Raw genomic sequence first — 24,218 nt, forward strand, 5'->3', positions numbered from 1 at the left:
AGAAGACACTAACCCATCGAGCCGACAAGACCTTGGGGTGCAACCGTTCCACCGGGCAGTGACGGCAGCAATTCCCAGTCCGGTGTCGTATGGTTCCGATAAAGAAGGGGGACGCGAACGGGGAATCGCGTCGGAGGTGGGGTTCGATAGTGAACGGTGGGGTTGATTCATGAGCATATCGACAACTGACACGACGTCGGCAGCGCCGAGTGAGCGTCGAACAGCACCGTCCGCAGAGCTGTGTCGGCTGACAGTTCTCTCGGCACACTCGCAGGTCGATCTTGCAGTACCGCTGCGCATTCCGCTCACACTGGTCATTCCCGGCATAGTCGACACTATTCGAAGCCACAGCGGTTCCAATGATTTCGACACGGAATCCGAACAATTCGAACCGACGGACTGGACCCTCGCCAAGGTCTGCCGCGCGCCCCTCTCCGGCACACTCTCACTTCACGAGCATGGAATCCGTGACGGAGAATTGCTCGTTCTCGAAGCCGCAGACGCTGCCGCTCCGCCGCCACTGTTCGACGACATCATGTACACCGTCGCCGCCACCGGCGCTCAGACCTATCGGCGATGGACACCGCTGGCTGCACGGATCACCGGCTCCGTGATCGCTGTCCTCGCATCGTTACTCGGCTCGGCTGCGTTACTGGTCGGCGCAACCGGAATACCCGGTGCTACTTGCGCTTTCATTACATCCATTGTGCTGACCATTGCGTCCATCGTGTCGGCCCGCGTCTACCACGACAGTGGTAGCGCCCTTGTCCTCGGCTGCGCCGGCGTTCCACTCGCGTTCACCGCTGGTCTCCTTGTCGTTCCCGACGAGCTCCAGGCGCCACACCTTCTCATGGGTTCCGTGCTCGTCGCATCGGTGGCATTACTATGCCTGCGCCTCTGCGGCGTCGGATTAGCCACATTCACAGCACTTTTCGGCATCTCATCGGCAGCAACGGCAGCTACTGCCGCCGCAACGCTGCTTCCGCGCGTTTCGCTGGAAACAATCAGCGCAGCCGCCATCGCACTCGCACTCATCACGCTCGCCTACGCGGCGCGGCTTTCGATGATTCTTGCCAAGCTTCCGTTGCCACCAGTGCCGGTACCCGCAAATCCGCTGGACGAGGCTCGTGATCGTGTCACCGAGCCCGAAATGCCGAATTTCGACGAATTGACTGAGCGAACCGGACGCGCCCGCAGTTACCTGACGGGTTTGGTGGTTGCGACATCCGTGACAGCGATGACCGGGGCGCTGAGCGTGGCCGCGGTCCATACCGACAACGGAATCGCCTGGTCCGGCCTTGCCCTGGCCGGAGTTACCGCAGGCATTCTGATGCTCCGCGGCCGCACATTTGCCGGTACCGCCCAGGCTGTTCCCCTCATCGCGTGCGGGGCAGCCGTCGTGCTTGTTGTTCTGGGCGCACAGATCTGGTTGCGCAAAGACAATCACGTCATCGTTTTTGCGCTCGCCATGGCCGTTCTCATCCTGGCCCTGGTGCTGGGAATCCTCGCACCGAACCGGGTGTTCAGCCCGGTGATGCGACGGGTTGCAGAGTTGATCGACTTGGCTGCGATCGCGCTGATCGTGCCTCTGATTTGTTGGGTGACCGATCTGTTTTCGGTCATGCGCGGACTCTGAGCGTCGGACAGACACGCATGAATCGTGGAATATCCTGGACTGCAACACTCCTCTCCATGGCTGCACTCGCACTCTGTGCGGGGCAGGGCGTAGCCGTCGGCGCGATGCCGCCACCCATCGATCCGTTGATGCTTCCCGAGGACGGCCCCGCTGCGCCACCTCAGGCCACGCAACAACGCACACTGTGCGTCCCGGCAGTATCGGGCGGCGACGGTGCCGATATCCCACCTGCCCAGCTGGACTTGGCATTCGACGCAGTCTGGCCGATCACCACCGGTACCGGGCAGCGTGTCGCGGTTATCGATACCGGAGTGAACCGTCATCCCCGACTTCCCAATCTGGAACCCGGTGGCGACTACGTGGGGACCGCCGACGGAACCGAGGACTGCGACGCACACGGGACGGTTGTCGCCGGGTTGATCGGCGCCCAACCGGTGGATGGATCAGGCTTCTCCGGTGCCGCACCTGGCGCGACAATCATTACGATCCGACAGTCCAGTTCCGCGTACTCCCTTGCCGGTAGTCAGGACAATTCGAATATCCCGGAGAACTCGTCCGGGTACGGAAATGTCGACACGATGGCCATGGCTGTCCGTCACGCCGCCGAGATGGGAGCCACCGTCATCAACATCTCCGAAGTTGCGTGCAAGCCGGCAGCCGAGGGCATCAACGATCAAAGCCTGGGTGCCGCAATCCAGTACGCCGCCGTCGTCAAGGACATCGTCGTCGTAGCCGCCGCGGGAAATGTCGGATCCGGCGGCTGCAAAACCCAGAATCCCGCACCCAACCCGCTCAGACCTGTTGCAGACCTGTGGAATTCGGTCAACACGCTCGCCAGCCCTGCTTGGTATGACGACTTCGTGCTGACCGTCGGATCCGTCGATCCCACCGGGGCGGCAAGTTCGTTCAGCCTCGGTGGGCCCTGGGTCGACGTGGCGGCTCCCGGTACCGGAATCGTGTCACTCCATCCGACCGAAGCTGGGTTGACCAACGGAACGTACGGCCCGGACGGTGCCGTTCAAGCAATCAACGGAACAAGTTTTGCGGCCCCCTATGTCGCAGCAACCGCGGCGCTGGTTCGATCCCGATACCCGGATCTCACTGCTGCACAAGTAGTTCAGCGTATCGAGTCGACTGCGCATGCCCCGGCCGAGGGCTGGAACCCCTACGTCGGGCATGGGATAGTCGATCCGTTGGCAGCAGTCACAGCGCTGCCGAGCGACGCCGAAACCTATCCACTGGGCCACCACACCGCGACTTTGGCCGCGCTGCCCGTACCGCCGCCGCCGGACAACCGCGCACGCGACGCGGCACTGCTCGGAGTCGCGGCCGTCGGTTCGCTCGGAGTCCTCGCCCTGTTGTCATCGTTTCCGATACGTCGCGTGTTTGCAGAGCGAGGACACCGTTCACGTCGTCAGGAAACGGCAGAGAGCTGATCCTGAGGCAGATCCGTGTGCTCCGGAGGCAGATCCTTGGCCCGACCGGAACGAATCTTGTCGATCACCATGACGCACAGCAAGGAGGCAACGCCCCAGATCACAAACGTGATCAGATGCGAACCGACTGTGTCTGCGCCGAAGTACAGAATCGACCGAACCGACTCCACAGCAGCAGGCATCGGCAGGATTCCGTGCAGCACCCGGAATATCTCGGGTTCCATGTAGACCGACATCGCGCCACCCGACGCCGGAACCCCGAGGAACATCAAGATTGCAACCGCCGGGATGACTGCGAGGAGTCCGAGCAGCCGAACGAACACCGTCGTGAACAGTGCCGTACAGAAAATTGCGACGATTCCGGTTCCCAAGAGTTGCCAGAAGTACCCGTCGATCGCTCCGACTATCGGTCCGGCAATCGTCCAGATCACAGCGGACATGAAGACCGACCAGCCTGCGAGCACGGGGAGCAGGGTCCGCAGTTTCATCACAGTGGGCGCGGCACTGCTCGCGACGACGATGATCATGAAGCCGGACATGATCCAGCCCATCGCGATGTACATGCTGACCGTGCCACTGGAATCGGAACCCGCAAGCGGCGCAAGGTCCTGTGTGGTCAGCGGCACCTGCTGGCCCGCCGCAACCTGCGTGAATACAGCGGCAACTGCTTGTTGCTGGCTCACGCCGGCAGCCTGGCTGGTGATCAAGGTCGCGGTCGGCGAATCAGACGACGGCAATACGTACGCAGCGACCACCGTACGGTCCTGAACCAGGGCGCGAGCGTCGTCAACCGAATCGACTGCACGCAAATCGAACAAACCACCCAAATTCTGTTCAAGTCCGACAACGGCTTGCTCAGTTTGCTCACTCGTCGCGGCTACCACGGCAACCGGCATGTCGCGGGGCGCCGGCTGGTACATGGCACCGAGCATGACCGAGAGCATCAGCACAACCATGGCAAACGGGAAGAACGCGAGAGTGGCGTATCGAACCTTGTTGCTGGTGGGGCGTGCTCCGGCTGTCAACGACTCCATCGTCACCTCAGGAGTACCACCTTCAGGACTGCGACGACGTTTGAGCGCGTCGACACCCAAGGTCGCGAGAAGTGCCAACGCTGCGCCGAGAGCCAGGACGATCAGGTGCGAGCCGAGACCGTCGCCGCCGAAGTACAGCACCGATCGCAGAGCCTCACCCGTTGCCGCGGTGGGCAGGAAACCATGCAGCGTCGCGTAAATCGACGGCAGGGTGTAGACCGACATTCCCATGTTCGATGCCGGGACTCCGAGCACCATGATGAACAGCATGCCGACCAGAACCGCCATCGGCCCGAATATCCGCGTGAGGAACAACTGCACCGAACCCACAGCAAAGACGGCCAGCCAGGAGATTCCGAGAACAGCCGCCGCATGTCCCTCGACTGCACCGAGAATCGGGCCCGTGACCAACCACACGAGCGCTGCGATCAGCGCAGACCATCCCGCAAGGAGTGGCACGACTCGACGGAATCGCAACAGCTCCGGCGAGTTGGACAGTGTGATGCTCAGGGGCATGTAGCCCGCAAGCATGAGCGCCGTTGCCATGAACATCGCCGCCAGACCAGCGGTGTCGTGGGCGGGAAGTGGAGCCAGATCTTCGACCGTCACGTTGAGCCCCTGCTCCAGCACTTGTGGGGCAACGAGACCGGTGACGGTCGAGACCTGGGCAGCGCCCGCCGCGCTCGCGGTGTAGACCGTCGCGGTGGCACCGCCCGCCGCGGGAAATGACACGACTCCGGATACTTCACGGTCGAGAAGGAGTTGACGTGCCTCGTCCTCGCTGCCGACTACTCGAACATCGACTGCCGACGGATCAGATGCCTCGAGCGCAGCAGCGAACTGATCGGCCTGCTGCATCGGCCCGGCAATCGCGATCGGCATGTTGTTCGGGGACGGCGCGTGCATCGCGGCCAGATACCCCGTGATCATCATGCCGACCATCAGAAAGGGCAGCAGGATCATCGCGACGTATCGCCCGATCTGCTCTTTTCGAGCGCGAGCGGCCGCGGCCTCGGCTTCCGCGGCCTCGGCTGGCGGATCCTCGGTTTCCGGCGGTGGGGCGGTGGTCATAGTCGAACTCCTCAATCCAAAAATTACGCTGTGCGTCTTAAAAAAATTACGCCACATGACTTAGAATGACAATCGGTAGAGTCGTGACGTTGGTCCCACTTCCGCGGCTTCGCGCCGGAAAGCCAGTCAGGGGACAAGTAGACGGAGGAAATATGGGGCAACACGGAGATCGGGTTCGACAGGCATTGCTGGACTCAGCAGAGGAGCTCTTTGCCACCCACGGCATCGACGCAGTGTCGAACCGCCATATCGCCGAACACGCCGGCAACGCCAATCACTCCGCAGTGGCCTACCACTTCGGTGGACGCGACGAACTCATCCGAGCCCTCTTGGAGCGTCACGCGACCGAGACCAGAATGCGCCGCACAGAACTTGTCGCCGTGATGGGCGAGGATCCCGATCTCCGAGACTTGTTGAGCTGCCTCATTCTTCCGTGGACCGACCAGCTGGCGTCGTTGCCGCGGCCGAGTTGGCGCGCACGCCTACTGCAGCAATTGAGGTCCGTGCCATCGGGAATCGAGCTCATCTCCATGATGTCGGACCCGCTCGAAGACGACCTCATTCAGCAAACGAAGGCCTTCCTCGTGGACGTGCCACCACCCGTACTGGCCGGCCGGGCCTGGATCATGGGGCGCATGGTCACCGACGTCTGCGCCCGGTACGAGTTGCTGGTCGAGCAAGATTCAATCGACCCTCACTGGACCGACTTGGCCTACTTCATCGTCGACGCTGCCGTGGGCATTCTGTCGGCGCCCGTTACCAGCGTCGGTGACTTTCTCAGCGTACGTACACCGTCTAATTGACCGGCGCTGCCGGAAACGGATCGGGTGCCATTCCATCATGTGCAACAAGGGCATTCGATTTGTCGAGCGACGGCCCCGAGGCCAATAACTCCAATATTTGCCAGGGCGCACGATCGGGGGGCCTCGACAGTCCGAGCGCCTTGGCCGAATCTTCGTTCGGCACGCCGTATTTCACACCGGTATCGGCAACATAGAAGACACTGTCGCGCCGAGTGCTATCCGCCTCGATACCGGTCGCTTGAACAAATCCCCCCATGCCCGGGGCAACGTAGGCAAAATCCAGCCGATCCCCCGAACCGTCCGCCTGCGCCAGCGCAACCACCCTGGCGTCGGCAGTAATCGGCAAGTCACTGCCCACGACTACACTCATGCTCGCGGAGCTGCGCTGCGCCGCAACCGAAATCGGATCCGGTTTCCAGACAAGACAACTGACCGGAGCTACGTCTTCGTTCACCACGCTCGGGGCCACAGCCGGGAGGGCAGCAGTGGCAAGTTCGTTCACCGAGGGAATGCGATTGATAGCATCCGGAGTCACCGTGGCAATCCCCGACTCACCCTGAGAATCGGAGAAGTAGATCAGTTGCGCCACAGCTGAACTGACCTTCTGTATGCCGCTCCCGAGAACGACGTAGTACATCATCTCAGCGCCGGTGGACACTTGAACAACAGATCCGACTGTCTTGTCCGCCAATGGATACTGCGGCGCCGTACCAAGACCACGAATGGGCGGAGCCTGTATCCGCGGAACCTCCGGGATGGCATTGAGCATGCCGACACCAATCGGCCGCGGCTCGATTCCTTCCAGTCCCAATGCTCGCGTGATCGCCGGATCGCTGATGTCGATCGCCGCCCGTTTCCCGTCGTAGACGAGAAAATGATCACCACCGGAACGCACGAGAAGCGCCTGATCAGAAGGCAAGTACGACGCCACGTCACGCATCTCGGGTTCGCCGACCAGCACCGCCGAGGTTATGGATCGACTGCCGTCGGCGCCCACTGTGTCACACACCGTCCAGGGCGCATTTGTCGGATCTGCCGCCTCCGGCAATGCCGACGGCCCACCTGGTATCCCGACCAGCGCTCCCCGAGGCTTACCGTCGATTTCGGATTCCTTCACGATCGAAGGCTTGTCCGGCGAACCGATGATCAACCTCGCAGACGCAAGGTTCAGAACCGGGTGAAATGTCCCCTCCATTGCGACAAACATTGCACCCGAGTCTTTTCCGACCACGATGGCTGCATCGGCAATCTTGTCCTGAGGCCGAAAGAGCGCAAGCACGCCACACCCCGCAAGACCCAACGACGCCAGCACGATACCGACGACCAGAGCCCTCGATTGCGATCGCATCGGATCGTGCAACATCCGCACATCCCGCCTGACCAGTGCATGTTCCATGCGCCGCACCAGGAAGCGGTATCCGTTGACCTGCCATCGAGTTGTAGGTGTAGCAGCCATCTTTCCCCCCGTACCTGACATCCCCTGAGATGACACAGTACAGTTCCCCCGGGGGTGGAACCGTGGACAGATCACGTTTGAAGAACTGGCCGTCGTCGCACAGGATCTCGGCGCGCGAGCTCGTGGTTGCGCAGGTCGTTGGTATCAGCGCAGCGTGCCTCGCCCTGTTTGCCGGACTCGAACTGCGGTGGGCAATTGTGATCGCAGGCATTGTCACTGTGATCCTGCTGTTGCATATCGGCGGACGGTCGATCGCGACGTGGATTCAGACCGCCATTCGCTACCTTCGAGGGCGCCAGACCTCCAGCGGCACCATCGTGAGCTTCCAGACGCCGAGCGAGCAATCCATTGGCCTACGCGTCGACGGTTCGACGCTGGTGAGCGTCGTCGAGATCATGGCGCCGCACGACTACCTGACGCGAATCGGACGAACGTCATTCGACGCGTCGCATATCCTTCCCACTGCGGCACTCGCAGATTGCCTTCACCAACACGACATTTCGCTTACCGGGATCGACATCGTCAGCCACGGATTCCGGGTGGCATCTGGAACACCGGCAACCGAAGTGTACGACCGTCTCATCGGCCCACTACCCGCCACGGCCACCAGAATCGTCTGGCTCGCACTTCGATTCGACCGAATCGAAGGTTCCGATGCCGTTGACCGCCGCGGTGGTGGCAGCGACGGAGCGGCGCGCAGCATCTCTGTCGCGACAAGTCGCGTCGTCCGAGTTCTCGAAGCCGCCGGCGCGCGGGCACGCATATTGACAGCACCCGAGATCTCCTCGTCGATCGCACAGGTCAGTCGCGGTGTGGAAGCCGCAGACGTGGCCCAAACATGGTATTCCACACCACTTCCCGGTGTATCGAATCTCGGTTACGGAATCGAACCGAAGTCGATCACCAAAGACAGTCTTGCGCAGGTGTGGGCGGCTGCAACACTGGGTACCTCCGTCACGGTTCGACTCCGACCGCGTCCCGAAACCGGACTGACGACGGTGAGTGCAACATGTCGATTTACAACACGGCATCTCCCGAACGCTGCCCCGGTCGCCGGGCTGGTATCCATGCGTGGCCGTCAACACGATGCCCTACTGACCAACATGCCGACAGCGCTCACCTCGCTCGACGCCATCTCACCTACCCGAACGATGGATGCTGCCGAACTGACCGCACTCGAGCTCCCGCTAGCGGGATGCGGACAACTTCTCGGATCCGATGATCGAGGTCACGGCGTTGCTGCCCTCATTGCGGGAACCGGCGTGAATACCGTCTTCGTGGCCGGGGAACTCTATCTCGCCCAACAATTGATCTTCCGTGCCGTCGCCACCGGAACCCGGGTTCTGATCCATACGGATCGGCCCGAGACCTGGACACCCTTGATCGACTCGATGGGTGTGCCCGATCGCCTCCGAGTTTCCGGCCACGGACAAGGAGTTGAAGGAACCTTCAATGCCGTTGTCTTCGACGGTGTTCGAGCTCTTCCCCCGCGCGCCGGGGTCACCGCGGTCTACGTGTACGGCAACCCGGGGCAATGGCCCGAGATCGACCCCGATCTCACGATCGTCCAGCCGAATGCCCTCGGGGATCGGATTGTCGTTGCAACAAACAAGACGAGCGTCGAACTCACTTTGGTGACCATCGCCGCTGAAACATCGTTCATCGGACGGCCGCGGGCAGGGGCCGACTTCCCGGTGCCGTCGTAGCCGAGTGTCACCCGGGATAGGGCTGCCGCCCACGATGGCTGCGCAGTCCTCGCCCCCACCAGTCCAATTGGTCGATCATCCGGTCGGCGGCATCGGTTGCGATCGGGTCGAGAGTAGGATTCGGCGCACGAAATTGCTTGCGGGCCTGGTGGATACTCACACTTTGCCGAACAGAGACCATATGCAATTCGGCTACTACCTGACGCAGTTGTTCCGTCGCCCGTAAACCGCCCGACACTCCCCCGTACGACACGAAACCGATCGGCTTTGCCCGCCACTCGTGTTTCACCGAGTCGAATGCCGTCTTCAGAGCAGCAGAATATCCATGGTTGTACTCGGGCGTGACCGCAACAACGGCGTCGGCGCACTCGATGCGTCGACGCAATTCCTCGGTGGCGTCCGACGGCGAGAAATCCGTTGGAAGCACCAATTCGGCGAGGTCGACGACCGAGACAGACCAATCCGGTTGCTGCGCAGCACGCGCAACAAACCAATCGGCCACAGCCATACCGATTCGTCCCTCGCGCACGGAACCGACAATTACCTCGACAAACAGATCGGTCATGCCGTTGATGGTAACGGCGCGCCTGTCGCAGCAATCCCGGTGGTGATGAGGGCGGCAAGTTCGCGGTACGCCTGCGCGTCGTCCAATCCGGTCGCCTTATAGACGTCACGTTGCTGTATGCGGACCATCGTGGTCGAGGCCGCGTCAGCCACAAACGATGCATGTACTTCGCGAAACGCGCCGGTCTCCACACCCCGAACAATCAGTTCGCGTACTCGACTCGCCGCGATCGAGGTGTTCTTCTCGTACACCTGACGCGCCGACGCGGACGCGGCGAGGTCTTCCATGAACTGGTGCGATGCGGCGGAAAGTTGATCGCCGACGGCTTCGAGGTATGCGCTCACCTGTTGCAATGGATCCGTGTGCGCAGCAACCGCGTCTTCGACGGCACCCGTCGCTGTCCGAAAGAAGTGGACCGTGACGGCGCGCACGAGATCGTCTTTGCCTGCTGCAACCGTGTACAGAGTGCTCTTGGAGCAATGCAGACGCGCGGCGATCTCGTCGAGAGTGAGATGAGCAAATCCTTCACGGAGGAAAAGCTCGACCAACTGATCGAATAGCTGCGCTCTGCGTGCCGTCACTCTTGCCATACTCCGAACAGTACTGCAGTATCGTTTCCAGTACTACTACAGAAACAGGAGTCGACAGTGCCGGTCGAACGTCTGATGCCCAGCCAGGAAGCTCGCGATCTCATCGAACTGACCCGAGACGTGGCAGACAAAGTTCTCGCCCCCAAGGTCAACGAATACGAGAAGGCCGAGAAGTACCCGGACGGAGTCTTCCCCGCACTCGGTCAAGCCGGGCTGCTGAGCCTGCCGTACCCCGAGGAATTCGGCGGCGGCGATCAGCCGTACGAGGTCTACTTGCAGGTTCTCGAAGAGATTGCATCACGTTGGGCTGCAGTTGCCGTCGCAGTCAGCGTTCACAGCCTCTCCTGCTTCCCCCTCTTCACCTTCGGCACCGACGAACAGAAGAACACGTGGTTGCCGGACATGTTGGGCGGCAACACCATCGGCGCCTACAGCCTCTCCGAAGCTCAGGCAGGATCCGACGCAGCAGCACTGTCCTGCAAGGCTGCACCCGTCGACGGTGGATACCGCATCAACGGCAGCAAGGCCTGGATCACGAACGGCGGCAAGGCAGACTTCTACAACCTCTTCGCCCGCACCAGCGACGACGGCTCACGCGGCATCTCCTGCCTCCTGGTGGACAAGGACACCGAAGGTCTGAGTTTCGGCAAACCCGAGGAAAAAATGGGACTGCGCGCAGTTCCCACCGCCTCCGCGAACTACGACGACGCCTTCATCCCCGACGAGCGTCTCATCGGCCAACGCGGTCAGGGACTCCCCATTGCGTTCAGCGCCCTCGACTCCGGCCGGTTGGGTATCGCAGCAGTTGCAGTCGGCATCGCCCAGGGCGCACTCGACGACGCAGTTGCCTACGCCAAGGAACGTAAGGCTTTCGGCAAGCGGATCATCGACCATCAGGGGCTCGGCTTCGTTCTCGCGGACATGGCCGCTGCTGTCGATTCGGCCCGCGCGACATACCTCGATGCCGCCCGCCGCCGCGACGCCGGGGTGCCGTATTCCCGCAACGCCAGCGTCGCCAAGCTGATTGCCACGGACGCCGCGATGAAGGTCACGACCGACGCCGTGCAGGTATTCGGTGGCTACGGATACACCCAGGACTTCCCCGTCGAGCGATACATGCGTGAAGCCAAGATCACGCAGATCTTCGAGGGCACCAACCAGATTCAGCGTCTGGTCATCGCCCGCCAATTGGCGGGATAGCGAACTACGACAATTGCCCTCCCACGAACGTGGGAGGGCAATTCTCCGTATGGGCGCACTCAGTCGCCGCAGCAACCGCCGACCGACGGCAATTCGCGGGTCTCACGAGTAATCGCGTTGCGGGCCGCCAACTCCGAGTAATCCGGGTAATCGACTCGCACCAACGACAATCCATGAGCCGGTGCTACCAGGATGGAACTCGACCGAGAGGTTTCGTCGAGCAACCCGGCCAGCCAATCCGGCGTACGACGCCCCTCACCGACGGACAAGACGGCTCCGACGAGACTTCGAACCATCGACCAACAGAACGCGTCGGCATTCACGTAGGCAGTGAACACCGTGCCCTCTTGTGCCCAGTCGAACCGCTGAAGCTCGCGTACCGTCGTTGCGCCTTCGCGGCGCTTACAGAATGCGGCAAAGTCGTGGAGTCCCAAAAGCCGCTGCGACGCTTCCTGCATCGCAGACAGATCAAGAGGCTTCGGGTATGAAACCATGTCGCGCACACGAAGTGGTTCGACACCGAACATCGCGTTGGATACCCGGTACTCGTAATAGCGTCGCATCGCGGAGAACCGCGCGTCGAAATCGGCCGGGACAACGGAAATATTCTTGACCCGGACATCTTTCGGCAGGAACCGAGCGAGTCGCCGAACCAACCGCGACGGATCGTCCGGCAGGAGACCAGCGGGCACGTCGACGTGCGCCACCTGGCCACTCGCGTGGACGCCGGCATCCGTCCGACCGGCGACTGTCAACTGAACAGGTTGCCGTAGAACAGTTCCCAGTTTGTCTTCGATCTCACCGCACACCGTGCGTAGATCGGTCTGCCGGGCCCACCCGGAGAAATCGGTGCCGTCGTAGGAAATGTCGAGCCGCAATCGAACGAGCCCGCCGTCCCCGAGGGGGGCGGCGGGCTCGTTCGATTCAGCGTGTGCTGAAACCAAGGGAACTAGTCCTTCTTGGCCTCGGGGGCGTCGGCCGCAGTTGCGGTCTCGTCCTCGATAGCTTCGACAACTGCATCGGCGTTCTCGACCTCAGCTTCGGTTGCCTCGGCCTCGACGGCCTCGACGACGTTCTCTGCGGCGGGAGCATCCTGCGAAGCCTTGACGCGACGTGCGCGGTCAGCCTCGGAGGTGACGGTCTTTTCCTTGACGAGCTCGATGATTGCCATCGGAGCGTTGTCGCCCTTGCGGGGGATCGTCTTGATGATGCGGGTGTATCCACCGTTACGGTCCGCGTAGAACGGGCCGATCTCGGCGAACAGGGTGTGAACGACATCCTTGTTGCGGATGACCTTCAGCACCTCACGACGGTGAGCCAGCGTGCCGGCCTTGGCGTGCGTGACGAGCTTCTCGGCATAGGGGCGCAGTGCCTTGGCCTTGGACTCGGTGGTGGTGATGCGACCGTGCTCGAAGAGCGCGGTAGCCAGATTGGCGAAAATCGCCTTCTGGTGGGAAGCCGACCCGCCGAAGCGGGCACCCTTCTTGGGCTTGGGCATGATGATCTCCTAGTAAAGGACCTGAGCTGCTACAGCTGTTCGGTCTCGGCGTAGTCCTCGGTACCGTCGGCATCGCCGAAGGAACCGGCATCGGTGTCACTCCACGTTCCGGTGGCGGCGTCGTAGCCTGCAACGGTCGTGGGATCGAAGGATGCGGGGCTGTCCTTGAGGGACAGGCCGAGCGAATGCAGCTTGACCTTGACCTCGTCGATGGACTTCTGTCCGAAGTTGCGGATGTCGAGCAGATCGGACTCGGTACGGCCGACAAGCTCACCGACGGTGTGAACACCTTCGCGCTTGAGGCAGTTGTAGGAACGGACCGTGAGGTCCAGATCCTCGATGGGGAGTCCGAAGGATGCGATGTGATCGGCCTCGGCGGGCGAGGGTCCGATCTCGATACCTTCTGCTTCGACGTTCAGCTCACGGGCCAGGCCGAAGAGCTCAACCAGGGTCTTGCCCGCAGAAGCGAGCGCGTCCCGTGCGGTGATGGAGTTCTTCGTTTCCACATCGAGAACGAGCCGATCGAAGTCGGTGCGCTGTTCGACGCGAGTGGCCTCCACCTTGTAGGTGACCTTGAGCACCGGCGAGTAGATCGAGTCGACCGGAATGCGGCCGATCTCTGCGCCGGACGCCTTGTTCTGGACGGCGGGGACATAGCCGCGACCGCGCTCGACTACGAGCTCGATCTCCAGCTTGCCCTTGTCGTTCAGGGTGGCGATGTGCAGATCAGGGTTGTTCACGATGACGCCGGCCGGGGGCACGATGTCGCCTGCAGTAACAGCGCCGGGGCCCTGCTTACGGACGTACATGGTGACCGGCTCGTCCTCTTCGGAGCTCACGACGAGGCCCTTGAGGTTCAGGATGATGTCGGTGACGTCTTCCTTGACTCCGGGGACCGTGGTGAACTCGTGGAGAACGCCGTCGATGCGGATGCTGGTGACAGCAGCGCCGGGGATCGACGAGAGCAGCGTGCGGCGCAGCGAATTGCCGAGCGTGTACCCGAAACCTGGCTCCAGGGGCTCGATGACGAACTTCGAGCGGTTATCAGCGATGACCTCTTCGGTCAGCGTGGGTCGCTGAGAAATGAGCATGGTATTTCCTCCTGTACGGACGTCCACTATTTGACGCCCACGATGGGAAAGGGCTTGCGGCCCCGTGCGCCTTTCCAGCAGTCGGAACTACCGAAAAGGCGCACAGGGCGCGGAGCACCTTACTTCGAGTAGTACTCGACGATGAGCTGTTCCTGCAGAGCGATGTCGATCTGCGCACGCTCGGGAAGCTGGTGAACCAGGATCCGCAGACGCGAGCCGACAACCTGCAGCCACGCGGGAACCGGGCGATCGCCAACGGTCTCACGAGCAACCTGGAACGGAAGCGTTGCGAGCGACTTCTCCTTGACATCGATGATGTCGTACTGCGAGACGCGGTAGCTCGGGATGTCGACCTTCTTGTTGTTCACGAGAAGGTGACCGTGCGTGACCAGCTGACGTGCCTGACGGCGCGTGCGAGCGAGGCCTGCGCGGTACACGACGTTGTCGAGACGCGACTCCAGGATGGTGAGCAGGTTCTCGCCGGTCTTACCGGGGCGGTTGTTCGCCTCCTTGTAGTACAGACGGAACTGCTTCTCCATGACGCCGTAGGTGAAGCGAGCCTTCTGCTTCTCCTGCAGCTGGAGCAGGTACTCGCTCTCCTTGATACGCGCGCGCCCGTGCTGTCCGGGCGGGTACGGGCGACGCTCGAATGCCTGGTCGCCTCCAACGAGGTCGACGCGCAGACGACGCGACTTGCGGGTGATGGGTCCGGTATAACGTGCCATGATTTTCTACCTATTCCTTCCCGCTTATACCCGACGCCGCTTGGGCGGACGGCAGCCGTTGTGCGGCTGGGGAGTTACATCGGAAATGGTGCCGACCTCGAGGCCTGCGGCCTGGAGCGAACGAATCGCGGTCTCGCGACCCGAACCCGGTCCCTTGACGAAGACGTCAACCTTCTTGACACCGTGCTCCTGCGCCTTGCGGGCAGCGCTCTCAGCAGCAAGCTGAGCGGCGAAGGGAGTCGACTTACGCGAACCCTTGAAGCCGACGTGTCCCGAGGATGCCCAGGAAATGACATTTCCGGCGGGATCCGTGATGGACACGATGGTGTTGTTGAAGGTGCTCTTGATGTGAGCGGCACCGTGCGGGATGTTCTTCTTATCCCTGCGACGCGCCTTCTGGGTCTTCTTCGGACCGGTGCTACGTGACTTCGGGGGCATTACTTCGCCTTCTTCTTGCCGGCAATGGTGCGCTTCGGACCCTTACGGGTACGGGCGTTGGTCTTGGTGCGCTGACCACGCACGGGCAGACCACGACGGTGGCGCAGGCCCTGGTAGCAGCCGATCTCGATCTTGCGACGGATGTCGGCCTGAACCTCGCGGCGAAGGTCACCCTCAACCTTGAGCGACTCCTCGATGTACTCGCGGAGCTTTGCCAGGTCCTCGTCCGAGAGGTCCTTGCTCCGGAGATCCGGGCTGACGCCGGTGGCGTCAAGGATTTCCTTGGAGCGGGTACGGCCGATGCCGTAGATGTATGTCAGTGCGATCTCCATGCGCTTTTCGCGAGGAAGATCAACACCAGAGAGACGTGCCATGTTGGCATTTCCTATCGGTGTGCGGAGGTCTGCTCCCAGCCCATCCCCTGTGCCTCTTGCCGAGTAACCACGTCCGGGAACGTGGCTGGTCTCATCAACTAACTCAGTGGGGCCCCGGCCTCCGTGCCGGGGGTGAACCAATGTCCGACCTTGTCGATCGGTAAACGATCGCGTGGGGTCTCGTCAACAATGGCTGGTACTGGAAGGTCTTCTTTGCTTGTTGCCAAGCAGATCTTCGAAAAGCTAGATCTAGCCCTGACGCTGCTTGTGACGCAGGTTCTCGCAGATCACCATGACCCGGCCGTTACGGCGGATCACTTTGCACTTTTCGCAGATCTTCTTGACGCTCGGCTGAACCTTCACGTCTTCTGATCTCCTGTTTTGTCGCAGTCCGCCAAAGTGAAACCCTGGCAGACGTACTTCTCCCTGACCCAGGTCAGATCCGGGAAGTTCGTTACTTGTAGCGGTAAACGATGCGTCCGCGCGACAAATCGTAGGGCGAGAGCTCTACGACAACGCGATCTTCCGGGAGGATGCGAATGTAGTGCTGACGCATCTTTCCGCTGATGTGGGCGAGGACCTTGTGGCCATTCTCGAGCTCAATGCGGAACATCGCATTGGGCAGCGGCTCGACTACTCGTCCTTCGACCTCGATGGCCCCGTCTTTCTTAGCCATATCCTCCGCGATCCGTTTGGTTTGGCATGCTTCGTGCATCGGCTTCCGTTACATTGGCACGCAATGGTTTCTTCATCGACATGATTTTTACATCGACTCGGTGCGTTGTTCCCCGTAGCGGCAGTCCTTCACACACAAGCTGTCGACACGCATGGCGCACCGCCTAGCTATGCTACGCGAAGAGAACGACCAGGCCAAATGCACCTCCCCCCGGACACCGCATCTGGGCGGCAATCCATGCCTCCGCGACCACACAACTGGCGAACGAAAAAGTCCCGACCCCAGTTGGGATCGGGACTTCTCGACTAGCGAATCACTTTCGCCGTCAACACTTGTCGAGCACTGAAGCCGAAAACTACTCCGGCCGCAGCGTCAGAATTCGTGGGCCGTCCGCCGTGACGGCAACCGTGTGCTCCCAATGAGCAGCACGCGAACCGTCTGTAGTCACGACAGTCCAGTCGTCTTCGAGAATCACGGTATCCGTGGTCCCGAGGGTCAGCATCGGTTCGATCGCCAAGCACGACCCGATCACCAACTCGGGCCCCTTGCCCGGGGCACCTTCGTTGGCCAAGAACGGATCCATGTGCATCTCGCGACCGATACCGTGACCGCCGTAGCCGTCGACGATTCCGTATGAACGGCCGTGCAACTTCTCGGCGGCGTGGGTGCCGACCTCGATGGCATGCGATACGTCCGTCAGACGGTTGCCCGCGATCATCGCCGCAATACCAGCTTCCATCGACAACCGAGTCGCTTCACTCAGATCCCGATCGGCTGCACTGATCTCACCGACGCCGAACGTCCACGCGGAGTCTCCGTGCCAACCGTCGAGGATCGCACCGCAGTCGATGGACACCAGATCCCCCTCGGCGAGGACGTCCTGCGCCGACGGGATCCCGTGAACGACCCGGTCGTTGACCGAAGAACAGATCGAACCGGTGAAACCGTTGTATCCGAGGAATGACGGCACCGCGCCGGCATCGCGGATGACAGACTCGGCAACCGCATCCAATTCCAGGGTGCTGACACCGGGCTTTGCCGCAGCGCGTACCGCCACCAACGCCGATCCCACGATTGCGCCGGCCGCAGCCATTGCGTCGAGTTCACCCGCGGAGCGGAACGGAACAACCTTGCGTTTACGCCCGAAAACCATTACTTACCCAGCGCTGCCAGGGCGCGAGCGTTGACTTCTTCGACCTCGCCGATCGCATCGACGGAGACGATGCTGTCCTTGTAGTAATCGAACAGCGGCGACGTCTCGTCGCGGTAGACCCGGAGGCGGTTGCGGATAACGTCCTCGGTGTCGTCTGCGCGGCCACGGGCAAGCATCCGCTCCACCACGATGTCTTCGTCGACGACGAACGAGAGCACGCCGTCGAGCTTCGTATCGAGGTCCTTCAGGATGCCTTCGAGGGCCTCTGCCTGATCGACCGAACGCGGGAATCCGTCGAGCAGGAATCCGTTGGCGGCATCCGGCTCGGCAATGCGTGCCTTCACCATGTCGTTGGTGATCGAGCTGGGAACTAGCTCACCGGCGTCGATGAACTTCTTCGCTTCCACACCGAGCGGGGTGGACTGGCCGATATTGGCTCGGAAGAGGTCACCCGTCGAGATGTGGGGAACGCCGAACTTCTCGGACAGGATCGCGGCCTGGGTGCCCTTGCCGGCACCGGGAGGACCAAGGAGGACAAGTCTCACTTGAGGAACCCTTCATAGTTGCGCTGCATTAGCTGACTCTCGATCTGCTTCACGGTGTCCAGGCCGACGCTGACCATGATCAGCACCGCGGTGCCACCGAACGGCAGGTTCTGCGCGCCGCCGCCGTTCCCGATGTCGAGGAACAGATTGGGCAGAACAGCAATGGTGCCAAGGTAGATCGCACCCGGAAGGGTGATGCGACTCAGCACGTAGTTGAGATAGTCCGCGGTCGGCTGACCGGGACGGATACCTGGAATGAATCCACCGAACTTCTTCATCTCGTCGGCGCGCTCTTCTGGATTGAAGGTGATCGCGACGTAGAAGTACGTGAAGAACACGATAAGACCGAAGTAGATCAGGATGTACACCGGGTTGGCGGGATTGACCAAGTAGGTGTTGATGATGCGCTGCCACCAACTGGGGTCGACCGCAGTGCTGGCCGACGTGAGCTGCGCAATCAGGTTGGGGAGGTACAGAAGCGACGACGCGAAGATCACCGGGATGACACCGGCCTGGTTGACCTTGAGCGGAAGGTACGTCGACGAACCGCCGTACATCTTGCGTCCCACCATGCGCTTGGCGTACTGCACGGGGATTCGACGCTGGCCCTGCTCGACGAAAACGACGCCGGCAATGATCAGGAGTGCCGCAACGCAGACCAGAGCGAAGACCAGTGGACCGCGGCTGTCGAGAATCGACTTGCCCTCACTCGGGATACGCGAGGCGATACCGGCGAAGATGAGGAGCGACATACCGTTACCGACACCGCGCTCGGTGATGAGCTCACCGAACCACATGACGAGTGCAGCACCGGCAGTCATGACCAACACCAGAATGATCAAGCCGAAGATCGACTTGTCAGCGATGATGTCGTCGCAGCCCTGCAGTAGCTGTCCCCTAGCTGCGAGCGCAACGATGCCCGTCGACTGAAGCACAGCCAAAGCGATGGAGAGATAGCGCGTGTACTGCGTCATCTTGGCTTGACCGGACTGGCCTTCCTTGCGAAGTTCCTCGAACTTCGGGATGACCACGGTCAGCAACTGAACGATGATGCTGGCGGTGATGTACGGCATGATGCCGATCGCGAACACCGACAGCTGCAGGAGCGCTCCGCCGGAGAACAGGTTGATCAGCGAGTAGATACCTGCGGAGTCGCCGGAGTTGGCGATATCGATGCACTCACGCACCCGGGCGTAGTCCATACCAGGTGACGGAAGCACTGCGCCGACCCGGTAAAGGGCTACCAGGCCGAGAGTGAAAAGGATCTTCCGCCTCAGGTCGGGTGTCCTGAGGGCCGAAACGAAGGCGGAAAGCAAAGATCCTCCTGGCACGACGGTTGGGGGCAGATCTTTTGACCTGCCGAACTTCAGAACTCTAACAGTCAACTTATGGGAGCTATACGAGCCGACCACGAAATTCGGGTAAGCCGAAGATACAACCAGTGTGCCTTACCCCGTCGACGGGGCCACACTTTCGGGACGAACTGCACAGACGCCGATGGCCGCAGCACAGCAAATGCTGCGCTGCGGCCATCGGACTAGCTACGCGTGATTACTCACAGCTCGGTGGCGGAACCACCGGCAGCAGCAATCTTTTCCTTGGCGGAACCGGTGAACTTGTCGACGGTCACCTGAACGGCAACAGTCAGTTCGCCGTCGCCCAGAACCTTGACGAGCTGGTTCTTGCGGACTGCGCCCTTGGCAACGAGATCCTCGACCGTGATTGCTCCACCTTCGGGGAACAGACGGGCGATGTCGCCGACATTGACGACCTGGTACTCGACGCGGAACGGGTTCTTGAAGCCCTTGAGCTTGGGCAGACGCATATGAAGCGGCATCTGTCCACCCTCGAAGCCCACGCGCACGGTGTTACGTGCCTTGGTGCCCTTGGTACCGCGACCTGCGGTCTTACCACGCTTGCCGCCCTCGCCGCGTCCAACACGAATCTTGTTGGACTTGGATCCGGGAGCGGGGCGCAGGTGGTGCAGTTTGATGGTCATGGTTAGACCTCCTCAACTGTTACGAGGTGGCGCACCACGTTGATCAGACCGCGGTTCTGTGCGTTGTCCTCACGAACAACGGTCTGACGGATGCCCTTGAGACCGAGCGTGCGCAGAGAATCCTTCTGGTTCTGCTTGGTCCCGATGATGCTCTTGATCTGAGTGACCTTGAGATCTGCCATTACTTCACACTCCCAGCAGCCTGTGCGCGAGCGCGCAGCATGCCGGCGGGTGCAACCTCTTCGAGGGTGAGGCCGCGGCGAGCCGCAACTTCCTCGGGACGCTGCAGATCCTTGAGCGCGGCAACGGTCGCGTGCACGACGTTGATGGCGTTGTCGCTACCGAGCGACTTCGACAGGATGTCCGCGATTCCAGCGCACTCCAGCACGGCACGCACCGCGCCACCGGCGATAACACCGGTACCGGGGCTTGCCGGGCGAAGCATGACGATGCCGGCAGCAGCCTCACCCTGAACGGGGTGAGTGATGGTGTTGCCGATCATCGGGACGCGGAAGAAGCTCTTGCGAGCCTCCTCGACACCCTTCTGGATGGCCGCGGGAACTTCCTTGGCCTTTCCGTAGCCGACGCCGACCAGTCCGTTGCCGTCTCCGACGATCACGAGGGCGGTGAAGCTGAAGCGACGACCACCCTTGACGACCTTGGAGACGCGGTTGATCGTGACAACGCGCTCGATGAACTGTGACTTCTCCGCGGCGTTTCCGCCACGGCCACCGTCGCGACGGTCACGGCCGCCACCACGGTTGTCCCCACGAGCGTTGCTGTTGTCGCCGCTGTTGGGGCCATTCTGTCCGGCGGGTCCGCTTCCGCCGTCACGCCTTTGACGTCCCGGCATCAGGCTGTCCTTCCGTTGAAAATGTTGGTCATCAGAACTTCAACCCGCCTTCGCGAGCTGCGTCTGCCAAGGCCGCGATGCGACCGTGGTAGCCGTGTCCGCCGTGGTCGAAGACCACTGCTTCCACGCCGGCAGCCTTCGCGCGCTCGGCGATCAGCTGACCGACCTTCGCGCTCGCAGCCTTCTTGTCGCCTTCGGCCACGCGCACGTCGGCTTCGATGGTCGACGCAGCAGCCAGAGTGTGGCCTGCCAGGTCGTCCACGAGCTGGACGTGGATGTGGCGTGAAGACCGGTTGACGACCAAGCGGGGACGCTCGGGCGTGCCGGAGACCTTCTTGCGGAGACGGAAGTGACGACGTGTCTTCGAGAGACGACGCTTCGTGGACGCATCCTTGCCCAGCGGAATCCGCTTGGCTTTCTGGTTTGCAGTCTGGCTCATATCACTTACCCGTCTTTCCGACCTTGCGGCGGATCTGCTCACCCTCGTAACGCACGCCCTTACCCTTGTACGGGTCCGGACGACGGAGACGACGGATGTTGGCCGAGATCTGCCCGACCTTCTGCTTGTCGATGCCGGACACCGAGAACCGGGTGGGCGACTCGACGACGAAGGTGATGCCTTCGGGAGCCTCGATCGGCACCGGGTGGCTGAAGCCGAGCGCGAACTCCAGGTCCTTGCCCTTCAGTGCCACACGGTAACCGACACCGTGGATTTCCATCTTCTTGGTGTAACCCTCGGTGACACCGGTGATGATGTTCGCAACCAAGGTCCGCGACAGACCGTGCAGCGCACGGCTGCGACGCTCGTCGTCGGGGCGAGTGACGCTCAGGGAGCCGTCCTCAGCCTTGGCGATCTCGATGGGCTCGGCGATCGTCAGTGCCAGGGTGCCCTTGGGCCCCTTGACCGTGACGTCCTGGCCGGCGATCGTAACGTCGACGCCCGCGGGGACGTTGACCGGAATCTTTCCAATACGCGACATTGTGGTGGCCTCCCTCTACCAGACGTAGGCGAGGACTTCCCCGCCTACTCCTTGATTGGCCGCCTGGCGATCGGTGAGCAGACCGGACGACGTGGAGATGATCGCCACGCCGAGGCCTCCGAGGACCTTGGGCAGGTTGGTGGACTTCGCGTAAACCCGGAGACCGGGCTTGGAAACGCGACGCACGCCGGCGAGGCTACGCTCGCGGCTGGGGCCGTACTTCAGATCGACGACGAGGGTCTTGCCCACCTCTGCGTCTTCGGTACGGAAGTCGGAGATGTAGCCCTCGCGCTTGAGGATCTCGGCAATGTTCGCCTTGATCTTCGAGTGGGGAAGCTTCACCTCATCGTGGTACGCCGTGTTGGCGTTGCGCAGACGCGTCAAGAAGTCTGCGATGGGGTCAGTCATGGTCATAGGTCGACCTCGACACCTTTCTCGCTGTGGTTCCCATGCAACACCGGACAGAGTCCGGTCGTGGGCCTCCAGCAATTCGGCTGGGCCGTCCGACTTATGTCAGACGGCGTAAGTTACCGCACCGAGCTGAACGCATGCGTCAGCCACGGCAACCGGTCTAGTGTAGGGAACATTGCTCGCCCTGTCCAACCAGGGCTTCCCCAACGTCCGGAAAATACGCGACAAATGCCGAATGGGCGTGGATTCCCGAAGGAACCCACGCCCATTCACAAGCGTGTAGTGACAAGACCCGAAGGTCTCAGATCACCAGGAGCTCTTGCGAACTCCGGGAAGCTCGCCGGCGTGTGCCATCTCGCGCAAGCAGATTCGGCACAGGCCGAACTTGCGGAACACAGCGTGCGGGCGACCGCAGCGCTGGCAGCGGGTGTAGGCGCGAACCGCGAACTTGGGCTTCTTGTTGGCCTTGTTGACCAATGCCTTCTTAGCCATGCGCTCAGTTCTCCTTGAACGGGAAGCCGAGGTGCTTGAGCAGTGCACGGCCTTCTTCGTTGTTGGTTGCGGTGGTCACGACGGTGATGTCCATACCGCGGGGGCGATCGATCTTGTCCACGTCGATCTCATGGAACATCGACTGCTCGTTGAGGCCGAACGTGTAGTTGCCGTTGCCATCGAACTGGTTGCCCGAGAGGCCGCGGAAGTCGCGGATACGGGGCAGTGCGACAGACACGAGGCGGTCCAGGAACTCCCACATACGGTCGCCACGGAGGGTGACGCGTGCGCCGATGGGCATGCCTTCGCGAAGCTTGAACTGCGCGATGGACTTACGTGCCTTACGGATCTCGGGCTTCTGGCCCGTGATGAGAGACAAGTCGTGGACAGCGCCGTTGATCAGCTTGGCGTCACGGGCAGCGTCGCCGACGCCCATGTTGACGACAACCTTGACAACACCGGGGATCTGCATGACGTTGGCGTAGTCGAACTCGCTGTTGAGCGCGTCCTTGATCTCAGCGCGGTAGCGTGCCTTGAGGCGCGGCTGGACCTTGTTTTCGGTGGAGGTCATGTCAGATGTCCTTCCCGTTCTTCCGGGAAACCCGTACGCGCTTGCCGGTTTCTTCATCGGTGCGGTAGCCCACGCGAGTGGGGTTTCCGTCCGAGTCGACGACTGCAACGTTGGATACGTGGATCGGAGCTTCCTGCGTGACGATGCCGCCGGAGGATGCTCCGCGCTCGTTCGCGGAAACCGCGGTGTGCTTCTTGATTCGGTTCACGCCTTCGACGAGGACCTTGTCGGTCGCGGGGAAAGCCTGAATGACCTTGCCCTTCGCGCCCTTGTCCTTGCCGGCGATGACCAGAACGGTGTCACCCTTGTGCACCTTCATCACAGCACCTCCGGGGCGAGCGAAACGATCTTCATGAACTTCTTCTCGCGCAGCTCACGGCCGACGGGTCCGAAGATGCGGGTTCCACGGGGATCGCTGTCAGCCTTGATGAGCACTGCTGCGTTCTCGTCGAACTTGATGTAGGAACCGTCCGGACGACGGCGCTCCTTGGTCGTGCGAACGATGACGGCCTTGACGACCTCACCCTTCTTGATGTTTCCACCGGGGATTGCGTCCTTGACGGTGGCGACGATGACGTCACCGATCCCGGCGTAGCGACGTGACGAACCGCCGAGAACGCGGATGCAAAGGATTTCCTTGGCACCCGTGTTATCAGCGACGCGAACTCGCGACTCCTGCTGAATCACTTGATCTCCCTAGACCTGGAATTTCGTGCGCAACGGATTACCGACCCGGTGCGCGCGGTCATTGTTGCCGCCTGCGTCGTGTCTGAGCTGTTGCCTCACCGAAATTCATCGGCAAGACGATCACTGCAAGCACCGGTCGAGCTGCGCACGTGAAGACACACCTCTGCCACAGGCAACCGTTCTATTGTAGGGAACGCCTCTCCGATTACCAAATCAGCGGCCACCTTG

30 protein-coding genes are annotated in these 24,218 nt (G+C 61.6%); 5 read left to right on the plus strand and 25 right to left on the minus strand.

The annotated features are described in order from the left end of the window. The first annotated feature begins 169 nt into the window (after nucleotides 1-169). Together eccD and mycP are read left to right on the plus strand one after the other, a co-directional pair. Entirely contained in the window at nucleotides 170-1,636 is a 1,467-nt protein-coding gene (eccD, locus tag ACFRFQ_RS16380) for a type VII secretion integral membrane protein EccD (RefSeq protein ID WP_378659523.1), read from the plus strand. 17 nt (nucleotides 1,637-1,653) lie between these two features. Continuing rightward, nucleotides 1,654-3,072 carry a type VII secretion-associated serine protease mycosin gene (gene mycP, locus ACFRFQ_RS16385; RefSeq protein ID WP_378659525.1) on the plus strand — a complete coding sequence of 473 codons (1,419 nt, stop codon included), beginning with the start codon at nucleotides 1,654-1,656 and terminating at the stop codon, nucleotides 3,070-3,072. On the opposite strand, the gene ACFRFQ_RS16390 is transcribed toward mycP, so the two are convergent. Next, nucleotides 3,051-5,177, minus strand: a complete 2,127-nt coding sequence (locus ACFRFQ_RS16390; protein WP_378659528.1) for an ABC transporter permease — start codon at nucleotides 5,175-5,177, stop codon at nucleotides 3,051-3,053. The genes mycP and ACFRFQ_RS16390 overlap by 22 nt on opposite strands. A gap of 152 nt (nucleotides 5,178-5,329) precedes the next feature. On the opposite strand from ACFRFQ_RS16390, the gene ACFRFQ_RS16395 reads away from it, so the two are divergent. Then, on the plus strand, nucleotides 5,330-5,980 hold the full coding sequence (locus tag ACFRFQ_RS16395; protein WP_378659530.1) for a TetR/AcrR family transcriptional regulator: 651 nt from the start codon (nucleotides 5,330-5,332) through the stop codon (nucleotides 5,978-5,980). Here ACFRFQ_RS16395 and eccB read toward each other — a convergent pair. Further along, on the minus strand, nucleotides 5,973-7,436 hold the full coding sequence (eccB, locus tag ACFRFQ_RS16400) for a type VII secretion protein EccB (RefSeq protein WP_378659532.1): 1,464 nt from the start codon (nucleotides 7,434-7,436) through the stop codon (nucleotides 5,973-5,975). The genes ACFRFQ_RS16395 and eccB overlap by 8 nt on opposite strands. Nucleotides 7,437-7,498: 62 nt before the next feature. On the opposite strand from eccB, the gene eccE reads away from it, so the two are divergent. Then, on the plus strand, nucleotides 7,499-9,142 hold the full coding sequence (gene eccE, locus ACFRFQ_RS16405) for a type VII secretion protein EccE (protein ID WP_378659534.1): 1,644 nt from the start codon (nucleotides 7,499-7,501) through the stop codon (nucleotides 9,140-9,142). A gap of 7 nt (nucleotides 9,143-9,149) precedes the next feature. On the opposite strand, the gene ACFRFQ_RS16410 is transcribed toward eccE, so the two are convergent. Then, on the minus strand, nucleotides 9,150-9,707 hold the full coding sequence (locus tag ACFRFQ_RS16410; protein ID WP_378659536.1) for an NADPH-dependent FMN reductase: 558 nt from the start codon (nucleotides 9,705-9,707) through the stop codon (nucleotides 9,150-9,152). Further along, nucleotides 9,704-10,297, minus strand: coding sequence for a TetR/AcrR family transcriptional regulator (locus ACFRFQ_RS16415; protein WP_378659539.1), 594 nt, complete (start codon nucleotides 10,295-10,297; stop codon nucleotides 9,704-9,706). Before ACFRFQ_RS16415 ends, ACFRFQ_RS16410 begins: the two co-directional genes overlap by 4 nt. A 57-nt stretch (nucleotides 10,298-10,354) precedes the next feature. Here ACFRFQ_RS16415 and ACFRFQ_RS16420 point away from each other — a divergent pair, with 57 nt between their 5' ends. Continuing rightward, nucleotides 10,355-11,497 carry an acyl-CoA dehydrogenase family protein gene (locus ACFRFQ_RS16420; protein ID WP_378659541.1) on the plus strand — a complete coding sequence of 381 codons (1,143 nt, stop codon included), beginning with the start codon at nucleotides 10,355-10,357 and terminating at the stop codon, nucleotides 11,495-11,497. 59 nt (nucleotides 11,498-11,556) lie between these two features. Here ACFRFQ_RS16420 and truA read toward each other — a convergent pair whose 3' ends face one another. From truA to rplN, 21 genes are all read right to left on the minus strand, one after another. Beyond that, the gene (truA, locus tag ACFRFQ_RS16425; protein ID WP_378659543.1) at nucleotides 11,557-12,441 is read right to left on the minus strand and encodes a tRNA pseudouridine(38-40) synthase TruA; all 885 of its coding nucleotides are present in this window, start codon (nucleotides 12,439-12,441) and stop codon (nucleotides 11,557-11,559) included. A gap of 5 nt (nucleotides 12,442-12,446) precedes the next feature. Beyond that, complete coding sequence (rplQ, locus tag ACFRFQ_RS16430) at nucleotides 12,447-12,995, minus strand: 50S ribosomal protein L17 (protein ID WP_138869527.1); 549 nt, start codon at nucleotides 12,993-12,995, stop codon at nucleotides 12,447-12,449. Nucleotides 12,996-13,024: 29 nt separating this feature from the next. Next, nucleotides 13,025-14,086: a DNA-directed RNA polymerase subunit alpha gene (locus ACFRFQ_RS16435; protein ID WP_033231361.1), complete on the minus strand. Its 1,062-nt coding sequence runs from the start codon at nucleotides 14,084-14,086 to the stop codon at nucleotides 13,025-13,027. Between the two features lie 119 nt (nucleotides 14,087-14,205). Then, complete coding sequence (gene rpsD, locus ACFRFQ_RS16440; RefSeq protein ID WP_033231362.1) at nucleotides 14,206-14,811, minus strand: 30S ribosomal protein S4; 606 nt, start codon at nucleotides 14,809-14,811, stop codon at nucleotides 14,206-14,208. Nucleotides 14,812-14,835: 24 nt separating this feature from the next. Beyond that, nucleotides 14,836-15,249: a 30S ribosomal protein S11 gene (rpsK, locus tag ACFRFQ_RS16445; RefSeq protein WP_094271924.1), complete on the minus strand. Its 414-nt coding sequence runs from the start codon at nucleotides 15,247-15,249 to the stop codon at nucleotides 14,836-14,838. Further along, nucleotides 15,249-15,623 (minus strand): 30S ribosomal protein S13, encoded by a 375-nt coding sequence (rpsM, locus tag ACFRFQ_RS16450; protein ID WP_003940834.1) that lies wholly within the window; start codon nucleotides 15,621-15,623, stop codon nucleotides 15,249-15,251. The genes rpsK and rpsM overlap by 1 nt, the downstream gene beginning before the upstream one ends. Before the next feature lie 249 nt (nucleotides 15,624-15,872). Further along, entirely contained in the window at nucleotides 15,873-15,986 is a 114-nt protein-coding gene (gene rpmJ / locus ACFRFQ_RS16455) for a 50S ribosomal protein L36 (RefSeq protein ID WP_003938068.1), read from the minus strand. Between the two features lie 91 nt (nucleotides 15,987-16,077). After that, a complete protein-coding gene (gene infA, locus ACFRFQ_RS16460) occupies nucleotides 16,078-16,299 on the minus strand; it encodes a translation initiation factor IF-1 (RefSeq protein WP_003418601.1) in 222 nt (73 codons plus the stop codon). A gap of 355 nt (nucleotides 16,300-16,654) precedes the next feature. Next, nucleotides 16,655-17,452, minus strand: a complete 798-nt coding sequence (gene map, locus ACFRFQ_RS16465; protein WP_378659548.1) for a type I methionyl aminopeptidase — start codon at nucleotides 17,450-17,452, stop codon at nucleotides 16,655-16,657. Next, nucleotides 17,452-17,997 (minus strand): adenylate kinase, encoded by a 546-nt coding sequence (locus ACFRFQ_RS16470; protein ID WP_138869529.1) that lies wholly within the window; start codon nucleotides 17,995-17,997, stop codon nucleotides 17,452-17,454. Before ACFRFQ_RS16470 ends, map begins: the two co-directional genes overlap by 1 nt. Then, a complete protein-coding gene (gene secY, locus ACFRFQ_RS16475) occupies nucleotides 17,994-19,313 on the minus strand; it encodes a preprotein translocase subunit SecY (RefSeq protein WP_378659552.1) in 1,320 nt (439 codons plus the stop codon). The genes ACFRFQ_RS16470 and secY overlap by 4 nt, the downstream gene beginning before the upstream one ends. Nucleotides 19,314-19,552: 239 nt before the next feature. Continuing rightward, the gene (gene rplO / locus ACFRFQ_RS16480) at nucleotides 19,553-19,996 is read right to left on the minus strand and encodes a 50S ribosomal protein L15 (RefSeq protein ID WP_378659555.1); all 444 of its coding nucleotides are present in this window, start codon (nucleotides 19,994-19,996) and stop codon (nucleotides 19,553-19,555) included. Nucleotides 19,997-19,998: 2 nt separating this feature from the next. Next, the gene (gene rpmD, locus ACFRFQ_RS16485) at nucleotides 19,999-20,178 is read right to left on the minus strand and encodes a 50S ribosomal protein L30 (RefSeq protein WP_003940751.1); all 180 of its coding nucleotides are present in this window, start codon (nucleotides 20,176-20,178) and stop codon (nucleotides 19,999-20,001) included. Further along, on the minus strand, nucleotides 20,178-20,849 hold the full coding sequence (rpsE, locus tag ACFRFQ_RS16490; protein WP_378659558.1) for a 30S ribosomal protein S5: 672 nt from the start codon (nucleotides 20,847-20,849) through the stop codon (nucleotides 20,178-20,180). Before rpsE ends, rpmD begins: the two co-directional genes overlap by 1 nt. A gap of 31 nt (nucleotides 20,850-20,880) precedes the next feature. Next, nucleotides 20,881-21,288: a 50S ribosomal protein L18 gene (rplR, locus tag ACFRFQ_RS16495; RefSeq protein WP_033231369.1), complete on the minus strand. Its 408-nt coding sequence runs from the start codon at nucleotides 21,286-21,288 to the stop codon at nucleotides 20,881-20,883. A gap of 1 nt (nucleotide 21,289) precedes the next feature. Continuing rightward, nucleotides 21,290-21,829, minus strand: coding sequence for a 50S ribosomal protein L6 (gene rplF, locus ACFRFQ_RS16500; protein ID WP_033231370.1), 540 nt, complete (start codon nucleotides 21,827-21,829; stop codon nucleotides 21,290-21,292). A gap of 15 nt (nucleotides 21,830-21,844) precedes the next feature. Then, nucleotides 21,845-22,243 (minus strand): 30S ribosomal protein S8, encoded by a 399-nt coding sequence (rpsH, locus tag ACFRFQ_RS16505; protein ID WP_033231371.1) that lies wholly within the window; start codon nucleotides 22,241-22,243, stop codon nucleotides 21,845-21,847. Nucleotides 22,244-22,546: 303 nt separating this feature from the next. After that, nucleotides 22,547-22,732: a type Z 30S ribosomal protein S14 gene (locus ACFRFQ_RS16510; protein ID WP_033231372.1), complete on the minus strand. Its 186-nt coding sequence runs from the start codon at nucleotides 22,730-22,732 to the stop codon at nucleotides 22,547-22,549. A gap of 4 nt (nucleotides 22,733-22,736) precedes the next feature. Next, a complete protein-coding gene (gene rplE, locus ACFRFQ_RS16515; RefSeq protein WP_033231373.1) occupies nucleotides 22,737-23,303 on the minus strand; it encodes a 50S ribosomal protein L5 in 567 nt (188 codons plus the stop codon). A gap of 1 nt (nucleotide 23,304) precedes the next feature. After that, nucleotides 23,305-23,622 (minus strand): 50S ribosomal protein L24, encoded by a 318-nt coding sequence (rplX, locus tag ACFRFQ_RS16520; RefSeq protein WP_033231374.1) that lies wholly within the window; start codon nucleotides 23,620-23,622, stop codon nucleotides 23,305-23,307. Further along, nucleotides 23,622-23,990 carry a 50S ribosomal protein L14 gene (gene rplN, locus ACFRFQ_RS16525; RefSeq protein WP_003940951.1) on the minus strand — a complete coding sequence of 123 codons (369 nt, stop codon included), beginning with the start codon at nucleotides 23,988-23,990 and terminating at the stop codon, nucleotides 23,622-23,624. The genes rplX and rplN overlap by 1 nt, the downstream gene beginning before the upstream one ends. Between the last annotated feature and the right edge of the window lie 228 nt (nucleotides 23,991-24,218).

The organism is Rhodococcus sp. NPDC056743 (assembly GCF_042790355.1).
Classification (GTDB): Bacteria; Actinomycetota; Actinomycetes; order Mycobacteriales; family Mycobacteriaceae; genus Rhodococcus_F.